Origin of the sequence: Butyrivibrio sp. WCD3002 (assembly GCF_000424265.1) — a bacterium.
Lineage (GTDB): Bacteria > Bacillota > Clostridia > Lachnospirales > Lachnospiraceae > Butyrivibrio.
In genome coordinates this window covers 87111-106815 of sequence record NZ_AUJO01000012.1, presented here as the reverse complement: position 1 = coordinate 106815, position 19705 = coordinate 87111, and the positions used below count along the sequence as shown (strand labels likewise).

Sequence of the window (19705 nt, the reverse complement as noted above, 5' to 3'; positions counted from 1 at the left end):
CTTTACGAATAAAAACCTATGTAGTAGAATTTGCCTTATGGAAAACGTTTTCTTAATCAAATAATTACTACTTGGGAGGTCGAGGTGAAAAGAGCAAAAAGAGGTATCACTTTTGTCATGGCTTTTGTCATGGCAGCAATGCTTTTCCTGTCGGATTTAGGAGTATCCATGCAGGTAAGAGCGGATGAGGGGGTCACACTGAAACTGCATTATCATAGGGAGGATGGGGACTACGAACTATGGGATGTATGGCTTTGGCCTGATGGCGGCGAAGGAGCAGGTTATCCTCTTGAAGAAGAGGACGGAGAAATGGTTGCGACCATGACTGTACCTGCGGGAGCTACGAGAGTCGGTTTTATCGTCAGGACAGAGGACTGGACGAAAGACATCGAGCAGGATCAGTACATTGACATTTCAGAGGTTATATCAGGAACAGTACATGCCTACGTTGAATCAGGCGTAGAAGGCGCAGTTAAAGAATATGGAGATGATGTTGTGACGGGGACAAAATTAAAGAGTGCAAATTATGATGGAAAAAATACGGTTACAGTACTTTTTACAGGAGAGCTTGATGCCGATCAGGAGAAGTCTTTTTATGTGATAGGAAGACAGGGCGAGATTGAAGTTACTGAAGTTGCATTAAAAGAGAAGGCTTCCGAGAGTGAGTTTTACTATGATCTGACTATTTCGGAAGAACTGGATGTTAACAGGAATTATAGAGTTGGTTTTGAGGATGAGGAGTATCAGATCAACATGCCAATCGTTTATTCAACACCTGAGTTTGAGGAAAAGTTCACCTATGAAGGTGATGATCTTGGCGCTGTTTACAGTAAGGACAAGACTGCTTTCAGAGTTTGGGCACCTACAGCTGAGACAGTTTTCCTGAATCTGTATGAGTCCGGAGATCCCTGGGAGGATAATCTCACAGAGAAAATCGAGATGACTTCAGATGCTAATGGCACCTGGGTAGCCGAGGTTTCAGGAGATAAAGCAGGAACTTACTACACCTTTACTGCTGTTATCGATGGGCTTAATGTAGAGGCCTGCGACCCTTATGCAAGGACAACGGGCGTCAACGGCAAAAGAGCAATGGTTGTAGATCTTGAAGCCACAAATCCTGAAGGATGGGATAGCGATAAGAATCCCCACGCAGGAGAGAACATCACAGATGCAGTTATCTATGAGCTTCATGTAAGGGATTTTTCTGTTAACGAGGCCGGCGGAATCGGTGATGCGGGAAAATATACAGCTTTTTCCAAAACAGGAACAAAGACTGCAGGCGGCAGCAGCACAGGAATTGACTATATAAAGGACCTTGGCGTGACACATGTGCACATCCTTCCTTTTTATGATTTTGGTTCTGTTGATGAGAATTCACCTACTTCCGATCAGTTCAACTGGGGCTATGATCCTGTGAATTTCAACGTACCTGAGGGTTCTTATTCAACTGACCCTTATCACGGCGAGGTTCGCGTGGCAGAGGCAAAAGAGATGGTTAAGGCACTCCATGATAACGGCCTCTCCATAGTAATGGACGTTGTTTACAACCATGTTTACAGCGGAAAAGATTTCTGCGTGAACAGACTTGTTCCGGGATATTTTTCCAGAATAAATGATGACGGCACTTATTCAAATGGTTCAGGCTGTGGCAACGACACAGCTTCCGAGCGTTCCATGGTTAGAAAATATATTGTGGATTCTGTTCGCTACTGGGCAGATGAGTACCACATCGACGGCTTCCGATTTGACCTTGTGGGACTTCTTGATGTGGATACGATAAATGAGATCGTGACTGAGGTTCACAAGACACATCCCGATGTGATTTTCTACGGCGAAGGCTGGAGCATGAACACAGATGTAACCAAGGATGATGTGGTTCTTGCTACGCAGCAGGCTTCGGGAAGAACTCCGGGATTTGCATATTTTAATGACAATATTCGTGATGGCTTAAAGGGTAGCGTTTTCAATTCTGCTGAGACAGGCTGGGCTTCCGGTTCAAAGGGAAAAGAGCGCCAGATGACTACTTCCTTTATGGCTGCCGAGAGCTGGAGCAAAGAGCCTACGCAGATTGTGCAGTACACATCCTGCCACGACAACAACACTTTGTTTGACAGAATCGCCGTTGCAAGGAAGGATTTGGACAGAGCTTCATGGATTAAGATGAGCAATCTGGCAGCAGCTTTCTATATGACTGCGGAGGGAATTCCTTTCATGCAGGCAGGTGAAGAGATTCTCAGAACGAAAGTGAAAGAGGACGGAACCTTTGATGAAAACAGTTACAGCTCCGGAGATGAGATAAACTGCATCAAGTGGGAGACCTTGGACGATCCGGAATACAAGGCTAATCTTGATTTTTATAAGGGACTTATTGCCTTTAGAAAAGAGCATGGTCTTTTAAGACTCACAAGCGCTGACGAAGTTGCAAAGCGCGTTGTGCCTGTAGAGGGACTTGATAAAAATGTAGTCGCTTTCTCTATGGATAACGCTGATAAGGGTGTTACAGGTGAGAATGCAGAAGGCATCTTCCTTGTGTTTAATCCCAATCCTGAAGAGACCACAGTAGAGCTTCCCGAGGGTGAATGGGATGTTTGCGTAAAAGACATAAAAGCCGGCGTTGAGTCTCTTGGCAAAGTAAGCGGCAGTGTGAGCGTTGATGGCATTTCCGCCCTGGTGCTTGTTAAGGGAGACGACAGTATTGTTGCTGCTGATAATAGCGATGATAGCACTGTTACAGGTGATAAGGGCAACGACAAGGAGGAAGGAACTACTGCTGGTGAAGCAGGCAGCAGTTCTCAGAGTGATGCCGGTACTAAAGGCGCAGGTTGCCTTAGCGGCGGCGCAGTGGCCGGCATCATAGCAGGCACTGCAGCTCTCGTCGGCCTTGTGGCTTATCTGTTTGGTAAGAAGAAAAAGTGATAATCGTGCTACAATTTTAAAACGAAGTGGCGTTATGCTTATGGCTTCGAAGCATCAAGCTTTTCTACAAAATCTGATATGAGTTTGTTGATTTCATCAGGTGCATCAGTGTTGGAATTATGACCGGCTCCTTCTATCCATGTGATGGGGAGGCCGGTCTTTTTATGCCATGCCTTGTTGTATCTTTTGCAGTAACCTGCCTGGTCCTTGGTGCCGCAGATAAGCTGGGTGGGGCATTTTAGCTCATAGGGCAGATCTGCTGATATAGCCTCAGCCACAATTCTATAGCCCTGGCCCGCCAAAAGAGCATATCTTGGCTGGTCACCGTCATAAGTCATCATCATACTGCGCATTAAAGAGCGTCCGTAATCGGATGTCGCAACACCGTCTGATCCCTGCTTAAGCAGAAGCTTCCAGGGATATTTTAGATAAACTGGCTCCATTCGGAAAAGAACCCACAGTTCCCATGCTCTGTAGTAACCTTTTCCCAAGGGTGCTGAATCTATGGATATGAAGCCTTTCATTTTATCAGGGAAAAGCTGAGCATACGCCTGGCTGAGATATCCGCCCATGGATTGCCCGATGAAAACAGGTTCTTTGAAGTTTTCCAGTTCCAGAATTTCATCCAGCCATTTTGCTTTGTCCTCGAGGTTAAAGGTCATCTCGAAAGGATATGATGACGCATGTCCCGGCGCATCCCAAACAAATATCCGATACTTTCCGGCAAAATGCTCAAGCTGTTTTTCATAAAGCCTATGGTCAGCTGTAAGACCCGGAAGAAAAACCAGTTCAGGCTTGTCTTTTTCAGGTGTTTCGCAGGTCCAGTAATGGATTGTGCCTTTGTCGGTGATGTAAGTTTTTTCTGTCATGTTCATAGATGTCTTGTTCCTCCTGCGCTGTTTTCGAAAAATGTCTTATTTCTTTTACGAAATTATCGAAAAAAAACATGCTACCATCATATCACAAAGATAGTAATTATGCTGAAGAAGGCTCTTATTTTACCTAATTTATGAAAATATGATTATCGGAATTGCAACAACCGGCATGTAACTGAGCATGAAATCAAAATATACTTAAGACATAACAAAGAAAACGGTTTGCTACTGACGGAAAAAGGGCTATCATATATGATGGTTCTCACCGCTTGGGAGAAACCAAAAAGAGTTACATTGGAGGGAAAAGGTATGTTTATTCTTGTTGTTATGACTTTGTTTTTGAGTTTGCTTTGGGGAATGCTTGCAGGTTTTATCGCCAGCAAGATCATGGGCGAGAAGTCAGGAATGCTGAAAAACATGATTTTTGGTGTGATCGGAAGTATCGTAGGATATAACCTGTTTAAGCTTATTGGTTTTACTGCAACAGGCATCATCGGAAGCATGATCGTTCCTGTAGTTGGCGCATGCATCTGTATTTGGATCGGCAGAAAGCTATTTTGATTTAGGATGAGGATTAAATAATGAAATCGATTTTAATTAAGGACACCACAAAGGAAGAACGTGAGCAGATAGTTGCAGAGTCCATCGGAAACATAAGCGGCTCCTGCGATGGCTGCATGGGAGGCTTGGCGGAAATGTACCAGCCTTACATCGATGGACTTAAGGAAATCCGTGAGATAAACATGGAATTCAGGGCACACTACGAGTCCGGTGTTGATGGCCCTGAGAAATCAGAATGCGGATACAAAGCATACTAAAAACAACAATTTTTTGACAAATCAGTGTAAAGCAGGTCCTTATGAGTGTATCATAGGGCCTGTTTTTTCTTGCGTGTTATATATAGTATCAGAAACAGACAACAAACCACGTGGCACAATGAAAAACTTATGAAAGGGGGATCCATTATGAGATTTCACGACGTACAGGATTTGACAAAGATGACAAAGAGCGAACATAGAGATGCAACATATAACAAAATGCATGATGAGTTCCTCGAGAAGCTTTCACCTTTTTACAGTAACAGAAAAATAACTGTGTTCGGTGCAACTTTCACATACTAATAGAATCAGAAGTCGAATACTTGTATGAAGAGCGTCAGAATCTTTAATCGAAGGTTTTGGCGCTTTCATTTTGTTTCAAAATTTTGAATATAAATAGCATTGTGATTGAAGTGTACACGCTGTTTTTGATAAGATGGATAAATAGATTACAAAATAACGATAATAGTGAAAAAGAAAGGATCGGGGAAGTATGGGAGTATTTTCAAAGCTACACAGATTCAGAGAAGCCGGTGAGGCTGCAAATATCAACAATGTGGATCGTTTCGGCGAGCCTGCAAAATCACTTTTTACAACATCAAAGGTTTTTACACTTCATCACAAAATCGATATAACCGATGCCAGCGAAAATGTGGTATATCATTCCGAGACGAAATTTCCTTCTATTCACGATAAGACAGATATAACCGATGCGTCAGGAAATCAGGTTGCTCACATTGAAAGGAAATTCTTTACTCTCCACGAAAGACATTTTGTGACAATGGCAGATGGGACTTCTTTTCAGGTTTCAAACGAGTTCTTCCATATCATAAAGGACATAACGAATATTGAGGGACTTGGCTGGCAGCTCAAGGGCAACATCATCGGACTTAATTTTGAACTGTATGATCATAACGGTGATATCATTGCAGTAATATCTCAGAAGCTGCTTTCAATCCATGATAAGTACTGCATCGATATCTATAGACCTGAGCATGAAAAGATTGTAGTTGCCATTCTTATCACATTGCAGCACATGATCAAGGATAGGGAAAATGCAGCAAGCTCTTCTTCATCCTCATCATCTTCAGACTGATTCAAAAGCAATTGCCGGCGAAAAAGTCATAGAGGCAACAGTCAGAAAATAAAAGTTTAGGAGTTTACTAAATGGGACAGATATGGGAAATACTACATAAGCCTGAGACGGTGGTGTTCTTTGATATAGATGGGACGCTTACAAGCTACAATTATGGTGATCATCATGCTCACCACGAGCTTGACTTCACACCTGAATTCAGGGACGTCAATATCTACGCAGATTGCAAACGTCTTAAGCCGATATACGAATACATCAAGGGGCACGATGTAAGAAGGCTTTATTGTATTTCCAGGGAACCTCATGGCCATGAGGCATGGAAATCAGAGATGGTTGAGCGCCTTTACGGCATTCCTGCATCCCACTGCTTCTATACTTTGGATGCTTCTAAAAAGCCACAGATAGTCAAGGACAAGGTAAAAGAGCTGTTCCCGGACATCGATCCTATGTCTGTAGTTCTCATGGATGACAACGATGAAACCTTAGGACTATACATGAAGGAAACACCGTTTTGCACCGCACATCCCATGATTTTTATGGAGAATTTGTGAGCGGGATTTATCAGCGATTTTTGTGAGATGATGATATAATTAATCTAGATTAGTTTTGTTCGATGAGGTGCAAACATGTGTAAGGTAGTCAGTGTACAAATTGGTAACCGCAATATAAAAGTTGCAGATATAAAAAGAAAATACCTTGAGAATATCGTGGCTTCGGCAGAAGAATGCACTTTTATTGATAAGATTGTTTTATTTGGATCGAGTATAGAGGATAGATGTACAGCGGATTCAGATATAGATATTGCGGTATTTGGCGCACACCCCAAAGGAAAGGCTTTGACATCTAAACAGTTCAGGCGTTTTGCTGATAGATTGGCAGAATTTGATGATTTTTTACAGAGCTATGACATCCTATATTTCAAGACAGGTAAGAAAGATGATTCTGCAATCTTAGCGGAAATAGACAAGGGAGAGGTTTTGTATGTCAGGGAATAATTATCCTTTAAACATGGAACAGATAAAAGCTGATTTATTTGTCGCAAAGGCAACTATCGATGAGGCAAAGAGGCGAACACCTAAAGCAGCGAAGTATTTAAAAGGACAAGCGGGTTATCATCTTCAACAAGCAGCGGAAAAGTTAATAAAAATACAGATTTATTATTTGGAACAGCAGCCGGATCTTAAAAGGATGTATAAACATTCATTGAACGAGCTAATTCAATATGCTAAATCACTAGGAATAAGTATCGTTGTTCCGCAGTATATTGATGAGAAAAGTCTTCTGATTACTTCTTGGGAGGCAGAAGGCCGATATGATGTGCATATGATTGTAAAGATAACACAGCTTGAAAAAACTTTCTCAGAAATAGAGCAATGGTATGAAATCCTAAAAAAGAATGGATATAAGTGAACGTTGATTTTGATTTGAAGGGCTGATCAATATGATCAGCTCTTCATTTTTTAATAAATTAAGCGAGACATGGAAGTTACTACAAGAGTTCTTAATAAAATGACATCATTATATTGATGATAATGAATGGATGGACCAAAACTTGTCCATCCATTTGTTGTTCTACGAAACAAACATAAGCACTTATGGTGCAATGTTAATCTCTAATTTGTAAATCATCTTTTGAAAGGGCAGTACCTAGTTCTTCCTGCGGAATGCCAATGACAGGGCTCGATGTAAAATCTTTCCTGCGGAACGCCAATGGCAAGGGCGAAATGTGTGGTTCTGTGAGGTGGCTTTTGAGCGCGTCGTTACTTAGGCGCCGTATTTTGGCGTCTTAGTAACGTGACGACGCGAAACAGAGCGAAAGCGTCCGCCGAACAGAATTACACATTGAGCCCGTCCCCATGGCGTCCGCCGAACAGAACTACACATTGAGCCCGTCCCCATGGCGTCCGCAGGACAGAATTTCATGTTGAGCCCGTAGAGCAAAGTGGCTATAATAGTGAGCGGAACTTTGTTTAGAAGGAAGAGGAATATTAAGTAAATGGCGAATTCACCAAAGACAATAATAGTGATGCCGGTAGCGAATGAGGCGGATACCATGGCACAGGTAATAGATCAGATCATGGCCCTGCCCTATGACAACCTGTATTACTATCCGGTGATAGATGATTTTTCAAAGGACGATACCGAGAAAATTATCAGAGAAAAAGCAGAAAACAACGATAAGATAAAGCTTATATACTATAAGGAATCACGAGGCGTTATCAGCTGCTATCTTGAAGGCTACAGACAGGCCCTTGAAGATGGCGCTGACAGAATTATTGAGATGGATGGCGGACTTAGCCATGATCCAAAGCAGCTCCCCATGTTCATTGAAAAACTCGATGAAGGCTATGACTGCGTATGGGGCTCCAGATTCATGAAGGGTGGCGGAGTCAGCGACCTGCCGCTTTACAGAAGAATCTTAAGCGGCGGCGGAACCTTTCTTTCAAACCTCGTACTTGGCACTAAGCTAAAGGACATGACCAGCGGCTATGAGGCATTCCAGAGAAAAGTTTTAGAGAACATAAAGCTCGATCAGATAATGTCCACAGGCCACATGTATCAGACAGAAATGCGTTTTTATTGCAGAAATCTTAACACTGTAGAAGTGCCGATCCACTATGTGGGTTCATCCACGGGCCTTAAGGCCAGCACAGTAATGGAGGCACTTTCAATACTGTTCAAGTTAAAAGATCACGAGAAATACGTTTGGAAAAACATTATATGAAAAAATTAAAATACCTCATTCTGGGAGCGGGCCCCTCAGGCCTGACTCTTGGAAGGTGCCTTGCTGATAAAGGCGAAAATGACTTTCTTATTATAGAAAAAGAAGATGAAGCCGGCGGACTTTGCAGATCCAAGGATGTAGACGGTAAGCCCCTGGACATCGGTGGCGGCCATTTCCTTGATGTCAGAAGGCCTGCGGTCTGCGACTTTGTGTTCAGATTTCTTCCGGAAAATGAGTGGAACAGCTTTGATCGCGATTCGAGGATCCGCATTCACACAGCCGAGATAAATCATCCCTTTGAAGCGAATATCTGGCAGCTTTCCGAGGAATATCAGGAAAAATATCTTGAGTCTATAAAAAATGCAGGCTGCAACACAGGAAAAGAAAAGCCTGCAAAATTCAAGGAATGGATCAGATGGAAGCTGGGAGATGAGATCGCTGAAAACTACATGCTTCCTTATAATAACAAAATGTTTGGCGGCGCTTTGGACGAGCTTGGAACCTACTGGCTCGAGAAGCTTCCGAATGTAAGCTATGAAGAAACCTTAGAATCCTGCAAAATGCATCAGAGCTTTGGAACCCAGCCGGGACATGCTAAATTCTACTATCCAAAGGAATACGGCTACGGCGAAGCATTCCTTAGAATCGCAGACAGCATGCATGAAAACATAAGATGCGGCGTATCCGTAACAGAGCTTGACCTTGCTGCAAAAACAGTGAAATGCTCCGACGGTGAAGAATACTGCGCAGAGACTATAATCACCACAATTCCATGGAACAGCATGAAAATCACAGGTTGCTCCGAGCAGTTTACAAATGCTTTATCAGAGCTTAAGCATTCATCGGTTGAGATAAGATATGTGGCAGAAGACCCGGAGTCACCTGCTCACTGGGTATATGTTCCCGATGAAAACACGCCCTACCACAGGATTCTTTGCAGATGTAATTTCTGTCCTGACAGCGAAGGCTACTGGGTTGAAACAGTAGAAGGCAGAACAGGAGCCTATGAAAACAGCGACTGGAAGGACAACTACGCATACATGAACGAGTATGCTTATCCTTTAAATACAGTAAATAAGCCTGAAAAAATAAATCTCATCATGACAGAAGCAAGAGAAAATGGCATTATTCCTCTTGGCCGCTGGGGTGAGCACGAGCACTACAATTCAGACGTTGTTATGGAGAGAGCCATGAATTTGGCGAAAACATTATGAAAACAAAATCAAAGATAGCAAAGGCACTTCTGTGTGTGCTGATAATTCTTCTCACATGCGGAGTGCAGCTTGCACTTACAAAACAGACAGGAATTCAGAATAAGTCGGAGGACATGCGCCCTCCGCTTTTTGATACCCCTTCTTATGTGGAGATAAAAAACGGAGGCACTCTCACTGCGAAGCTTACAGCAGACAGAAGCTGCAATATCGGAAGCCTTTCCGTAGTTATGGTAAATACCGACTCTGAAGGAAAAGGCGAGATAGAATTTGTCCTTACAAACAATGAAGGCGGCGAAGAGTGGACAACTACAGTTCCGGAAGCATCCATAACCGTTGGAGAATGGTACGAGATAGGTAGCCCTGCTACCTACGTCGAAGAGGGAAAAGAGTACACGCTTGCAATCACGGCAAATAATTGCAATCCATACTTTATAAAGACACAGATTGATGCCACAAACAGATCCCTGCCCTTTGAAGAGCAGATTTTTGCGGCAGATGAAGCCTCCGGCGCCGATGGAAATGTTAATGCCGATAGTATCAGCCGGAATTCAGATAGTGGCGCACTACTTTCCACAGGCATATCCCTTGGAACCTCTGTGATTTCGGATAAGCCCCTGACCTACGGGGATGTATTTTATTATTCACATATAATTACGATTCTTATTGCGGCAGCAGCCATTCTTTTCATAATCTTTGGATATGAGAAGTGCACCAACGCCATAAAAACAATTCATGCATCAGACCTTATCATGAAGGCTGGAAATGATATCTTCCTTGTGGTTCTCTTTATCGTGCTGTGCCTCTCAATCTACATTAACGGATATCTTGAAGGCATCAACATAAGCGCCGATTCTGCAGGTTACCTGAGGGAAGCAGCCAACATGGCAGCAGGCTATGGCTTTAACTATGACGGCCTTGCAGGATACAAAGGTGCATGGTTTGCCAACTGGCCAATCCTTTATCCTGCAATGATAGCAGCGGTGATGAAAATCACAGGCCTTGAAGTCTACGCAGCATCCAAGATTCTTTCCATGATCTTTGTGGGGATTCTGATACTGATACTTCGCATAGCCTATAATAAAGAAGCCTGGTTCTATGCACTTTTCATGACGAACCTTGGACTTATGTACCTCTATTGGTATTCCTGGAGCGAGCTTCCATTCATTCTTTTCATGGTGCTGTTCGCCTTCAGTCTTGCGGATGTTCTTGCTGATGGGAAGAACTACATCCTCCTTGGCGCATCGGCATTTCTCTGCTTCCTTACAAGATACTTTGGAATGTTTACCTATTTTGTAATAGGCTTCTATATCCTGGCTCTTGCAATAACCGCCATCAGAGATGAAAAGACCATCAAGGCTATCTTCAATAAAAAAATAATTTCACTTGTCATAACCGCAGGTGTTTCCGGAATCCTCTGCGTAGCATACCTTTTTAATAACAAGCTTCAAAACGGTATGCCCTCAGGTGTCAGCAGATCCATGTGGTGGGACGATTATCAGAGTCTTACAAACGACCTTGTTAAATCACTCTTTGCGGAAGTATTTAACCTTTTCCACCTAGAGGTGCCCCAGTACATAATGAATCTTTCATATGGAAAAAGCGTCCTCATTCTTTTCCTTTTGGGAATTTTGATTGCTGCTTTCATAGCTAAGAATTGCAAACACTTTACCAGGGAATCGGTACTTATAACCACAGCTGTGATCTACTATGTTATGTTTACGGTGATAAGGTATTTTTCATCGATGGATACCTTCTACTACAGATTTTTCGCCCCTGCCACATTCCTGTTTACTTTAGGAATTGCGGGACTTTTGATAAAATATATCAGAGATACGAAAATATATATTTACCTGCTCTCAGCTATGATTCTGTACCTGCTGATTTTTGCGGCTTCTGATTACACGGAGCATGTTGCAAAAAATACGCTTCCCTACTACGACATCGTGAAAATGTCCTGGGATGAGGATTATGCGGAGATTCCTGAAAACAGCGTTGTGATCTTCAGCACGCTGGATTACAGATCGCTGTATTACAGAAGCGACGTGGTGGAGGGAACAATCGATCCTTCCGATACAATGGACTCTATTAAAAGTAGATACTACGGCAGCAGTCAGATGTGTATACTATCTTCAGATGCTGCGGCCATGAGAGAAGCGGACATTTATGATGACAGCATAAACGACGCCATAGATGAAAACCTTGATTTAACTAAAAAGTACCTCGTAATCAACTTCTGATTGGCTGATATAACCATTTACGAATTACTGTGTGATCAGTTTTTGAAACAATGAAAGGATGAGCCATGGAACTTAAAAGAATAGATACCAACTTCACTGTATGTAAAGTAGCTGATTTATCTCAGGTGAACATGGAGGATGAATTTGTTTTTGTAAGTAAAACAGATGAGGAGATATCTCTTGTATGCGCTACTTCCAAGACACCTTCAAACACCTCGGAGAGAAGCGATGGCTGGAAGGCTGTAAGGATTGAAGGAAAGCTGGATTTTTCACTCATAGGAATCCTTTCAAAAATCTCCACAGTCCTTGCAAAAAACAACATCGGAATCTTTGCAATTTCCACCTACAACACAGACTACATTCTGGTAAAAGAGGCGGACTTTGACTATGCCCTGAAGGTACTTGAAGAGAAAGGCTATCGAATAGTCTAAACCGAACCCGGGCCGCAAAATCAATTAAGCAATAACCTCATCATATATTTTCTCAAGCTTGTCGATATGTGCATCAAAGCTGTATTTTTCGTCCGCAATCTCCAAGCTCTTCCTGGCTGCTGCAGCATAAGCCTCATAATCTGAAAGATAATCCATTATTCCCTGTGCCATGCCGGATGCATTCTGGGGAGCGTAGAGCTTTCCGTTTACGTCCTTTGCTACGACCTGAGGAATGCCACCGACTTCTGTTGATACGATGGGAAGGGCATAGCCCATGGCTTCAAGGATGGACATGGGCATCGCCTCCATGTGGGAGGGCAGAAGGAAAATCGCGCTTTCTCTAAGAAGCTTTTCCTTTTCATCTCCTGTAATCCAGCCCGGAAGAATTACGGTATCCTGCAGACCAAGCCTCTCGATCTCGGAGATAACAGGTTCTGTTTCACCGGTTCCTCCAAGAACGAAACGCACATCACTGAATTTCTTTTTTACTATATCCGCGATAGCAGGGATGTCCACAACACCCTTCAAATTATCAAATCGTCCAAGGTACAGAATCTGCCTTTTTTCAAAGCGCTGCGACAGCGACTTATCATCAGCCATTTCGGGATAAAGCTTACAATAATTGGAAACCACGGTAATCCTGTCAGAGGGCACGATCACTGAGAGCTTCTCCTTCCATTCCTCGGAGAGCACCACAACCCTTGTGCAGTAGCCGTAGATTTTTCTGACAAGATATTTCTTAAAGCTTCCGGCATTGGTATAAAGCTCATCAAGGGCAGAACCGTGGATATGATTGATGATGGGAATCTTTTTGTTATGAGCCATTATAATTATGGGCATTTTTCTAAAAAAGCTGGGGCCAAAGGATGAATGAACATGAACCGCATCCGGCCTGTTTGTCCTTAATACATGCCTGAATTCCTTATAAGCTGAAAGTGCCTTAAAGAGCTTTTTCCATTTAGAACCGTCACAGTAGGATTCAACGTAAGTTATATCAAAATCCTTTTCAAGCCTGCTACCGTAGTAATTTTCAATAACTGCGGCAATTCCGCCCTTTACTGTGCGCTCCTGCACGATCATGCATATCTTTTTTCTGCTATTTTCAGTACCCACAAAACGACCTCACTGTCATAAATGATAGGCTAATCTTACCATCATAAAGAGCATTTGTAAAAATATGATACTTACACAAACAGTAGATTTTATATAGGAAACTAGCGTAAAATGGAATATATAAATTCTGAAAGTTGTTTTATGGAGACAGGGTATGAAATTAAATCTTAAGTGGATGCGGGATATTGAACAGCTCCGCAAGGAGAAGGAGAAAGCAGAGCTCGAGGCAGAGCGTAAAATGGAATATTTTGCCAATGTTGCCCACGAGATCAGAACGCCCATAAATGCCATCATGGGCTATGATGAGCTTATCCTCAGGGAGTACAACGATCCTGCACTTCGTCAGTACGCAAGCAGCATCAGGTCTGCGGCCAACACCCTTTTGTCCATAATAAATGATTCCCTTGATTACTCCAGAATAGAAGCCGGAAAAATGCGTCTTTTCCCGGAAGAATATGATCTTGGTGCCGTGATTGAAGAGCTGGCTGAGATGATAAGGCCAAGGGCTGCTACAAAAGGCCTTGAGCTTAAAAACTATGTCAACGAACAGACACCCAGATTTCTCTACGGCGACAGTGACAGACTTAAGCAGTGCATAATAAATCTTCTTACCAATGCCGTAAAGTATACGGAGGAGGGCGAGATCGCTTTTTCTGTGGATTATGAGCTTTTAGATGAAATCAGCGAAAGGGGTAACACAGAGATACTTTTGAAAATATCCGTAAGAGATACGGGTATCGGTATCAAGAAAGAGGATTTAAGCCGTCTCTACAGCCCCTTTGAGAGAATAGAGGAAGAGAAAAACAGATACGTTGAGGGTACAGGCCTCGGAATTTCCATAGTAAAGGAAATCCTTGGACTTATGGGCTCTAAGCTGGAGCTGGAAAGTGTTTACGGTGAGGGCAGTAACTTCCATTTTGAGGTAAAACAGGAAGTTATGAAAATGAATCCCATCGGTGATTTCGAGCAGCTGTATGCTGAAAACCTTGTAAGTAAGGATAAATTCTACACAAAGCTTCTCGCACCGGATGTGAAAATTCTGGTTGTTGACGACGCAGAGCTTAACCTTTCCGTTATGGAAGAGCTCCTAAAGGATACGAGAATGCAGGTGGATTCTGCCATGAGTTCCACCACCGGACTTGAGCTGGCATCCAAGAGAAAATATGACCTTATTTTCATAGATCTTCGAATGCCCGGCATGAACGGCGAAGAGATGGTGAGCCTTATAAGGGGCAGGGAAAACGACAGCAAGGGACTTAAGCTCAGCAGATGGAGAAGGAGCAGGCTGAATGACTCGGATGATGGCTATGATGACGAGCATCCCCATGTGAATAAAAATACGCCCTGTATCGCACTTTCTTCAGGAACTCTTCAGGAAATGCAGGGTAATCACGGCTTTGCCGACTATCTGCTAAAGCCTGTTGTTTACAAAGAGCTTGAGGAGGTGCTTCTAAAGTACCTTCCCAAAGAGAAGGTAAAGTCCATTGACAGTTCAAAGAAAGACAAGTCGGCAAGAGAAGCTGATTCAAGAGTCGAGAAGGCAGCAGAGATACTAAGGCGCAGGCAGAATAAGGAGCTGTAAGCGAGGGATTTAAATAAAAGATGAAGTATAACATTTTTCTGGAATTGTCATCGATACCCTTCGATGTCATTCTATGTATATTTTTCTGGTACAAATATAGAGATAAAACCAAGATAAACAGGGAGTTCCGTGCCCTCTCGTTGCTGGTACTTATAGGAACTATAGTGGACGTTATAGACGGTGTGTGCATCAGCTATGACGGCATGATTCATCCATGGATCATGTATGTTGTAAACACCATGGATTACGTTTTCGCGACCTGGGGATCCTATCAGTTTGTAAAATATGTGACGGCCTATGCCAGAAATGAATGGCGCAATACCGCTGGAGCAGTAATTAACAAAACTGCTTTTTTCATATATTTTGCACTCCTCATACAGAATTTCTTTACGGGAACCGTATATCGTTACAACGCAGCAGGACATTTTGTTCCGGGAGATTTTTTCAATATTGTTGTATATATCTATCCTCTTTATTTCATTGTTTTCGGAGGAATTTACATCCTTAGTCACAGTGAAAAGTACGCCTTTGGCATGAAAGTTTCGCTGTTTGTCACGTTTGTTTTTATGGTGGGTCTGTACGCCTATCAGATGCTTGTGGATAAGTATCTTCTGGTTACATTTTTTGCAGCATCGGCAGCGCTGTTTACCATGTTCCTCACATTGGAAACTCCTGACTATTCAAAGCTCATGAGGACCATGGAGGAACTGTCGATTTCAAAGAGAGAGCTGGAAGCATCCGGAATAAGAGCTGCGGAAATGAGCCGTGCAAAGAGCAGATTCCTTGCTCAGATGTCCAATGAAATAAGAACCCCTGTTAATGCAATAATGGGCTACAGCAATCTGATACTGGCAGACACCGGTGAGGACAGCACACGAGAGTACACCCAGAGAGTAAAGATCTCTGCAAAAAGACTGCTGCTTTTCTTTGAGAATGTCCTTAATTTCGTATCAGAGGAAGATAATAATTCCGCAAGACGCCTTCCGTCTATGGCTGAGCTTATAGAAAAAACAGATGAGCAGTCATTCCTTGATGATGTGGGAACCTCTGCCCACAAAGCCGTAAGCGGTGCATCCAAGATCAGAATCCTTGTAGTTGACGATGCAGAGATGAACATTGACCTTATGGTGAGAATGCTAAGACCCATGGGCTTTACCGTAGATACAGCCACTAACGGAAAACAGGCGATCCTTCAGATAAGGAAATTCCACTATGATCTTATTTTCATGGATCATCTTATGCCTGTTATGGACGGCGTTACAGCCCTTTCACAGCTTCGTGAGGAGAAGCTCTGCGAAGATACACCGGTCATCATGCTGACAGCAAATGCCATCACCGGTGAGGAGGAAAAATACCTGAAAAAAGGCTTTGCGGCCTATCTCACAAAGCCTTTTACCGAGAGCAGTATCAGGGATATTCTTAAGAGATTTCTGCCAATTCCCGAGAGTGGATGGAACGAGGAAGCAGACATCACTGAGTGGGAGGCTCTTCAGGAAAAACTTCCCACCGTCAGAGTTGCGGATGCGAGAAAACATCTGCTTCACGATATAGCACTTTACAGACAGCTCCTTTTTGCCTTTGCTGAAAATGATGTGAGCACGGAACTTTCCGCTGCCATCAGAAAAGGCGACTATGTAGTTTGCAAGGCGCTTATAAGGGAGCAGAGAGACTGTGCGGTTTTCCTTGGCGCGGAGAGTCTTGTAAAAAAGGCAGATAGGTTAGAAGCTCTTCTTAAAAAGAGCGAATTTGAACTTATGAGAGAGAGGATCGGATCCTTTGTTGCAGAGAAAAATCTACTGGCAGATCAGATCCGTATGATAGGTGAAGACGGTGAGTAAGAAAATCCTTGTGGTAGATGATTCTGCGGTAGAGACCATGTATTTTAAAGGTTTCGCCGGGAAAATAGATGATGTGACATTTGAATATGCAGGCAGCCACGAAGCTGCCATAAGGCTTTGCGGTCAGGAGAAATTTGATCTTATTCTGATAGATGAGTGTATGCCTGAAGGGGATGCCTTCGGACTTCTTGCGGCAATAAGGGAGATTGATGATTTAAATAAAAGTACTCCGGCTCTGGTCATGGGAAGCGCTGCCGATTTTTCGGAGGATGAATATCTGGAAAAAACCGGCTTTGTAAACTACCTTGAAAAACCCGTTGATTTTTATATGTTAAAAGCTGCCATATCTATGTATGCATAATATTTTTGGGGGGAAGCTATGATAATCGATCCAAGCTATGAGATTGCTGCGGTATTCTTTGACCTTGTAATATGCGCATTTGTAAATCTTATTTATACGGACTCATCAAGAACAACAAAAGCATTCAGAAAACTCGCTGTGTATCTTACGATCGCGACTATTATTGATGCCCTTACCTGCATTGCTATAGGCATGGGACCGCAGATTTCGGTATTTTCTCATTACCTTTTGCATTCCCTGAATATTTTGTCGTCCTCGCTGGCAGCAGCATCCTATGTTGAATATGTAATCGCCTGCGTGAATATTGACCCAAGCAAGGTTTCCTTTAATAAGATAAACCTGGCAATCTTCGTGGTTCTGGCATTTATGGTGCTTCAAAATGTCATGACGGGAAATGTCTTTTCCTATACAGTCGAAGGCGGATATGTTCACGGAATGTTTTTCTATGTAACATCTGCAATTATCCCACTCTACTATCTTGTTCTGGCATCCGGGTTTGTAGCGGTGAACAGGAAAAGCTATACAGTCATGCAGCTTGTCAGTATGGCTGTATCTACTACTGTGCTTGTAACCCTGTATATGCTGCAGATATTCATATTTAAGGAAGCTTCCCTTGCCTTTTTTGCAGCATCTTTGGCACTGCTTATGTTGTTCTTTACTCTGGAGACCCCGGATTTTCACAGACTTGAAAAGACCATCGATAAGCTTGAAAAGGCGGAAAAAGAGGCCAGTGAAGCAAGGAGAAGAGCTGAGGAAGCCAATGATGTTAAGAGTGAATTCCTGTCCCAGATGTCCCACGAGATAAGAACGCCTATCAATTCAATTCTCGGATTCAATAACTTTATTCTGGAAAATACAAAGGAAAGTCTCACATCAGAGTACGCATCCAAAATAAAGAGCGCAGGGGAAAATCTGTTGGCATTTTTCAATAATCTTCTGAGTCTTATATCAAGAAGCGGTGATGAGGAGATCGATATAAAAAGTCTTTTTGAATACACTTCTCTCATTGACAAGGATACCGACGAAGTGCTGGTACCTATCATGCCTAAGGCCTCCGTTCTGGTGGTTGATGATAATGCCATGAATGTGGATCTGCTTTTGAGGATTCTTAAAAAGACAGAGGTTATAACGGACACGGCAGCAGATGGACAGAAGGCTCTGATGAAGCTGAGAAAGCAAAGCTACGACCTTATCATAATGGACTATATGATGCCTGTTATGGACGGCGTAGAGACCCTCAGTATCATGAGAGAAGAAAGGCTCTGCCCCGGAGCACCTGTTGTAATGCTTACGGCAGGCGGACTTCGCGGTGATGAGGAGCGATTTAAGGAGCTGGGATTTGATGCCTATCTTACAAAGCCTGTGGTTGCAAATACTCTTTACGAGCTGCTTTCAGATATTATGCCGTTAGAGCTCATTAAGCAGAGAGTATCCTTAGAGCATCTTTTCTATATGGAAAAGAAGATAGAATCAGACGGAGCAGAGCCGCCAGTTAAAAAGAGGACTCTTTCCGAGATATTTGACTTTATAGATACCAAGGCTGGCCTTAACTACTGCATGGATGATGAGGAGTTTTATGTCTCGCAGCTTGAGATGTTTGTTGAAAGCAAAAAGGGAGATGAGCTTGAAGGCTTCTGCAATGATAAGGATTACGAGAACTACCTTATCTCTGTTCATTCCCTTAAGAGTACAGCGAAAACCATCGGTGCAGGCGAGCTTTCTGAGGAAGCGCTGACCCTTGAAAACGCCATAAAGGAAGGAAGAACCGAGGCTGTTACTAAGGAACATCCTCTGCTTAAGACCCATTATGATGAGCTTTCGGAAAAACTTAGAAAGGGCCTTGAAGAATATAACAGCATGGAGACAGCATCTGATCAGGCAGTAAACATGGGCGTTCCTGAAATTGCAATGTCCGCTAAAGACCAGGCTGAGCAGAAAAACTTATCACTTCAGATACTTCTTGCTCTGGCAAACACAGTGGATGCCAGAGAGGTAAGCGGAAACGGCCGATCCATGCGAGTTGCCAAGTACGCAACAGAGATAGCGAGGCGCTATGGCAAAAACGACGAGGAGCTGAAGGATATTTATTCCATGGCTCTTGTACACGATATAGGAAAGCTCATTATTCCTGAAAAAATCTTAAGAAAGCCCGACAGCTTAACGGAAGACGAAGCGGATATCGTAAGACAGCACCCTGTTATCGGCTACGAAATCCTAAGAAATGTGTCAGAGCTTCCGGGACTTGCAACAGGAGCAAGATGGCACCATGAGAGGTATGACGGATCAGGCTATCCGGACGGCCTTGTTGGAGATGAGATTCCAATTGAAGCCCGTATTATCGGAATAGCGGATGCTTACGATGCCATGACCAGTGAAAGACCCTATGCTCCCGTAATGCCTCCTACCCGCATAATAAAAGAGCTGGATCGAAACAAAGGAATTCAGTTCGACCCTGCTCTTGTAGATATTCTTATTCAGATGATCAATGAAAGCATGTGA

Annotated in this window: 18 protein-coding genes; 16 read left to right on the top strand and 2 right to left on the bottom strand. The window is 43.1% G+C overall.

The window, feature by feature from the left end:
• Window positions 1-84: 84 nt before the first annotated feature.
• Window positions 85-2916, top strand: coding sequence for a type I pullulanase (gene pulA / locus G608_RS0111415; protein ID WP_026496139.1), 2832 nt, complete (start codon window positions 85-87; stop codon window positions 2914-2916).
• 38 nt (window positions 2917-2954) lie between these two features.
• On the opposite strand, the gene G608_RS0111410 is transcribed toward pulA, so the two are convergent.
• Window positions 2955-3791, bottom strand: a complete 837-nt coding sequence (locus G608_RS0111410; RefSeq protein WP_330366988.1) for an alpha/beta fold hydrolase — start codon at window positions 3789-3791, stop codon at window positions 2955-2957.
• A 309-nt stretch (window positions 3792-4100) separates the two neighbouring features.
• Here G608_RS0111410 and G608_RS0111405 point away from each other — a divergent pair, with 309 nt between their 5' ends.
• The 11 genes from G608_RS0111405 to G608_RS0111355 all read left to right on the top strand — a co-directional run bounded on the left by G608_RS0111405 (window position 4101) and on the right by G608_RS0111355 (window position 12312).
• Window positions 4101-4352, top strand: coding sequence for a GlsB/YeaQ/YmgE family stress response membrane protein (locus G608_RS0111405; RefSeq protein ID WP_242829381.1), 252 nt, complete (start codon window positions 4101-4103; stop codon window positions 4350-4352).
• Window positions 4353-4372: 20 nt separating this feature from the next.
• Entirely contained in the window at window positions 4373-4609 is a 237-nt protein-coding gene (locus tag G608_RS0111400; protein ID WP_026496136.1) for a hypothetical protein, read from the top strand.
• Window positions 4610-4756: 147 nt separating this feature from the next.
• Window positions 4757-4912, top strand: coding sequence for a hypothetical protein (locus G608_RS23255; RefSeq protein ID WP_155833275.1), 156 nt, complete (start codon window positions 4757-4759; stop codon window positions 4910-4912).
• Between the two features lie 190 nt (window positions 4913-5102).
• Entirely contained in the window at window positions 5103-5705 is a 603-nt protein-coding gene (locus tag G608_RS0111390) for an LURP-one-related/scramblase family protein (protein ID WP_026496135.1), read from the top strand.
• A 71-nt stretch (window positions 5706-5776) separates the two neighbouring features.
• Complete coding sequence (locus tag G608_RS0111385; protein WP_026496134.1) at window positions 5777-6256, top strand: hypothetical protein; 480 nt, start codon at window positions 5777-5779, stop codon at window positions 6254-6256.
• A gap of 75 nt (window positions 6257-6331) precedes the next feature.
• Window positions 6332-6700 (top strand): nucleotidyltransferase domain-containing protein, encoded by a 369-nt coding sequence (locus G608_RS0111380; protein ID WP_026496133.1) that lies wholly within the window; start codon window positions 6332-6334, stop codon window positions 6698-6700.
• Window positions 6687-7115, top strand: coding sequence for a hypothetical protein (locus G608_RS0111375; RefSeq protein ID WP_026496132.1), 429 nt, complete (start codon window positions 6687-6689; stop codon window positions 7113-7115). Before G608_RS0111380 ends, G608_RS0111375 begins: the two co-directional genes overlap by 14 nt.
• Before the next feature lie 586 nt (window positions 7116-7701).
• Entirely contained in the window at window positions 7702-8430 is a 729-nt protein-coding gene (locus tag G608_RS0111370) for a glycosyltransferase (RefSeq protein ID WP_026496131.1), read from the top strand.
• Complete coding sequence (locus G608_RS0111365; RefSeq protein ID WP_026496130.1) at window positions 8427-9644, top strand: FAD-dependent oxidoreductase; 1218 nt, start codon at window positions 8427-8429, stop codon at window positions 9642-9644. Before G608_RS0111370 ends, G608_RS0111365 begins: the two co-directional genes overlap by 4 nt.
• Window positions 9641-11881: an ArnT family glycosyltransferase gene (locus G608_RS0111360; RefSeq protein WP_026496129.1), complete on the top strand. Its 2241-nt coding sequence runs from the start codon at window positions 9641-9643 to the stop codon at window positions 11879-11881. Before G608_RS0111365 ends, G608_RS0111360 begins: the two co-directional genes overlap by 4 nt.
• A gap of 65 nt (window positions 11882-11946) precedes the next feature.
• A complete protein-coding gene (locus tag G608_RS0111355) occupies window positions 11947-12312 on the top strand; it encodes an ACT domain-containing protein (RefSeq protein WP_026496128.1) in 366 nt (121 codons plus the stop codon).
• A 24-nt stretch (window positions 12313-12336) separates the two neighbouring features.
• Here G608_RS0111355 and G608_RS0111350 read toward each other — a convergent pair whose 3' ends face one another.
• Window positions 12337-13425 (bottom strand): glycosyltransferase family 4 protein, encoded by a 1089-nt coding sequence (locus G608_RS0111350; protein WP_026496127.1) that lies wholly within the window; start codon window positions 13423-13425, stop codon window positions 12337-12339.
• A 154-nt stretch (window positions 13426-13579) separates the two neighbouring features.
• Here G608_RS0111350 and G608_RS0111345 point away from each other — a divergent pair, with 154 nt between their 5' ends.
• Genes G608_RS0111345 through G608_RS22515 form a run of 4 tightly spaced genes read left to right on the top strand, consistent with a single transcriptional unit; the run spans window position 13580 to window position 19705 of the window.
• A complete protein-coding gene (locus tag G608_RS0111345; protein WP_026496126.1) occupies window positions 13580-15007 on the top strand; it encodes an ATP-binding response regulator in 1428 nt (475 codons plus the stop codon).
• A gap of 20 nt (window positions 15008-15027) precedes the next feature.
• Window positions 15028-16845, top strand: a complete 1818-nt coding sequence (locus tag G608_RS0111340) for a response regulator (protein ID WP_081677396.1) — start codon at window positions 15028-15030, stop codon at window positions 16843-16845.
• On the top strand, window positions 16838-17206 hold the full coding sequence (locus tag G608_RS0111335) for a response regulator (protein ID WP_026496124.1): 369 nt from the start codon (window positions 16838-16840) through the stop codon (window positions 17204-17206). The genes G608_RS0111340 and G608_RS0111335 overlap by 8 nt, the downstream gene beginning before the upstream one ends.
• Window positions 17207-17224: 18 nt before the next feature.
• Window positions 17225-19705, top strand: a complete 2481-nt coding sequence (locus G608_RS22515; protein WP_051209230.1) for an HD domain-containing phosphohydrolase — start codon at window positions 17225-17227, stop codon at window positions 19703-19705.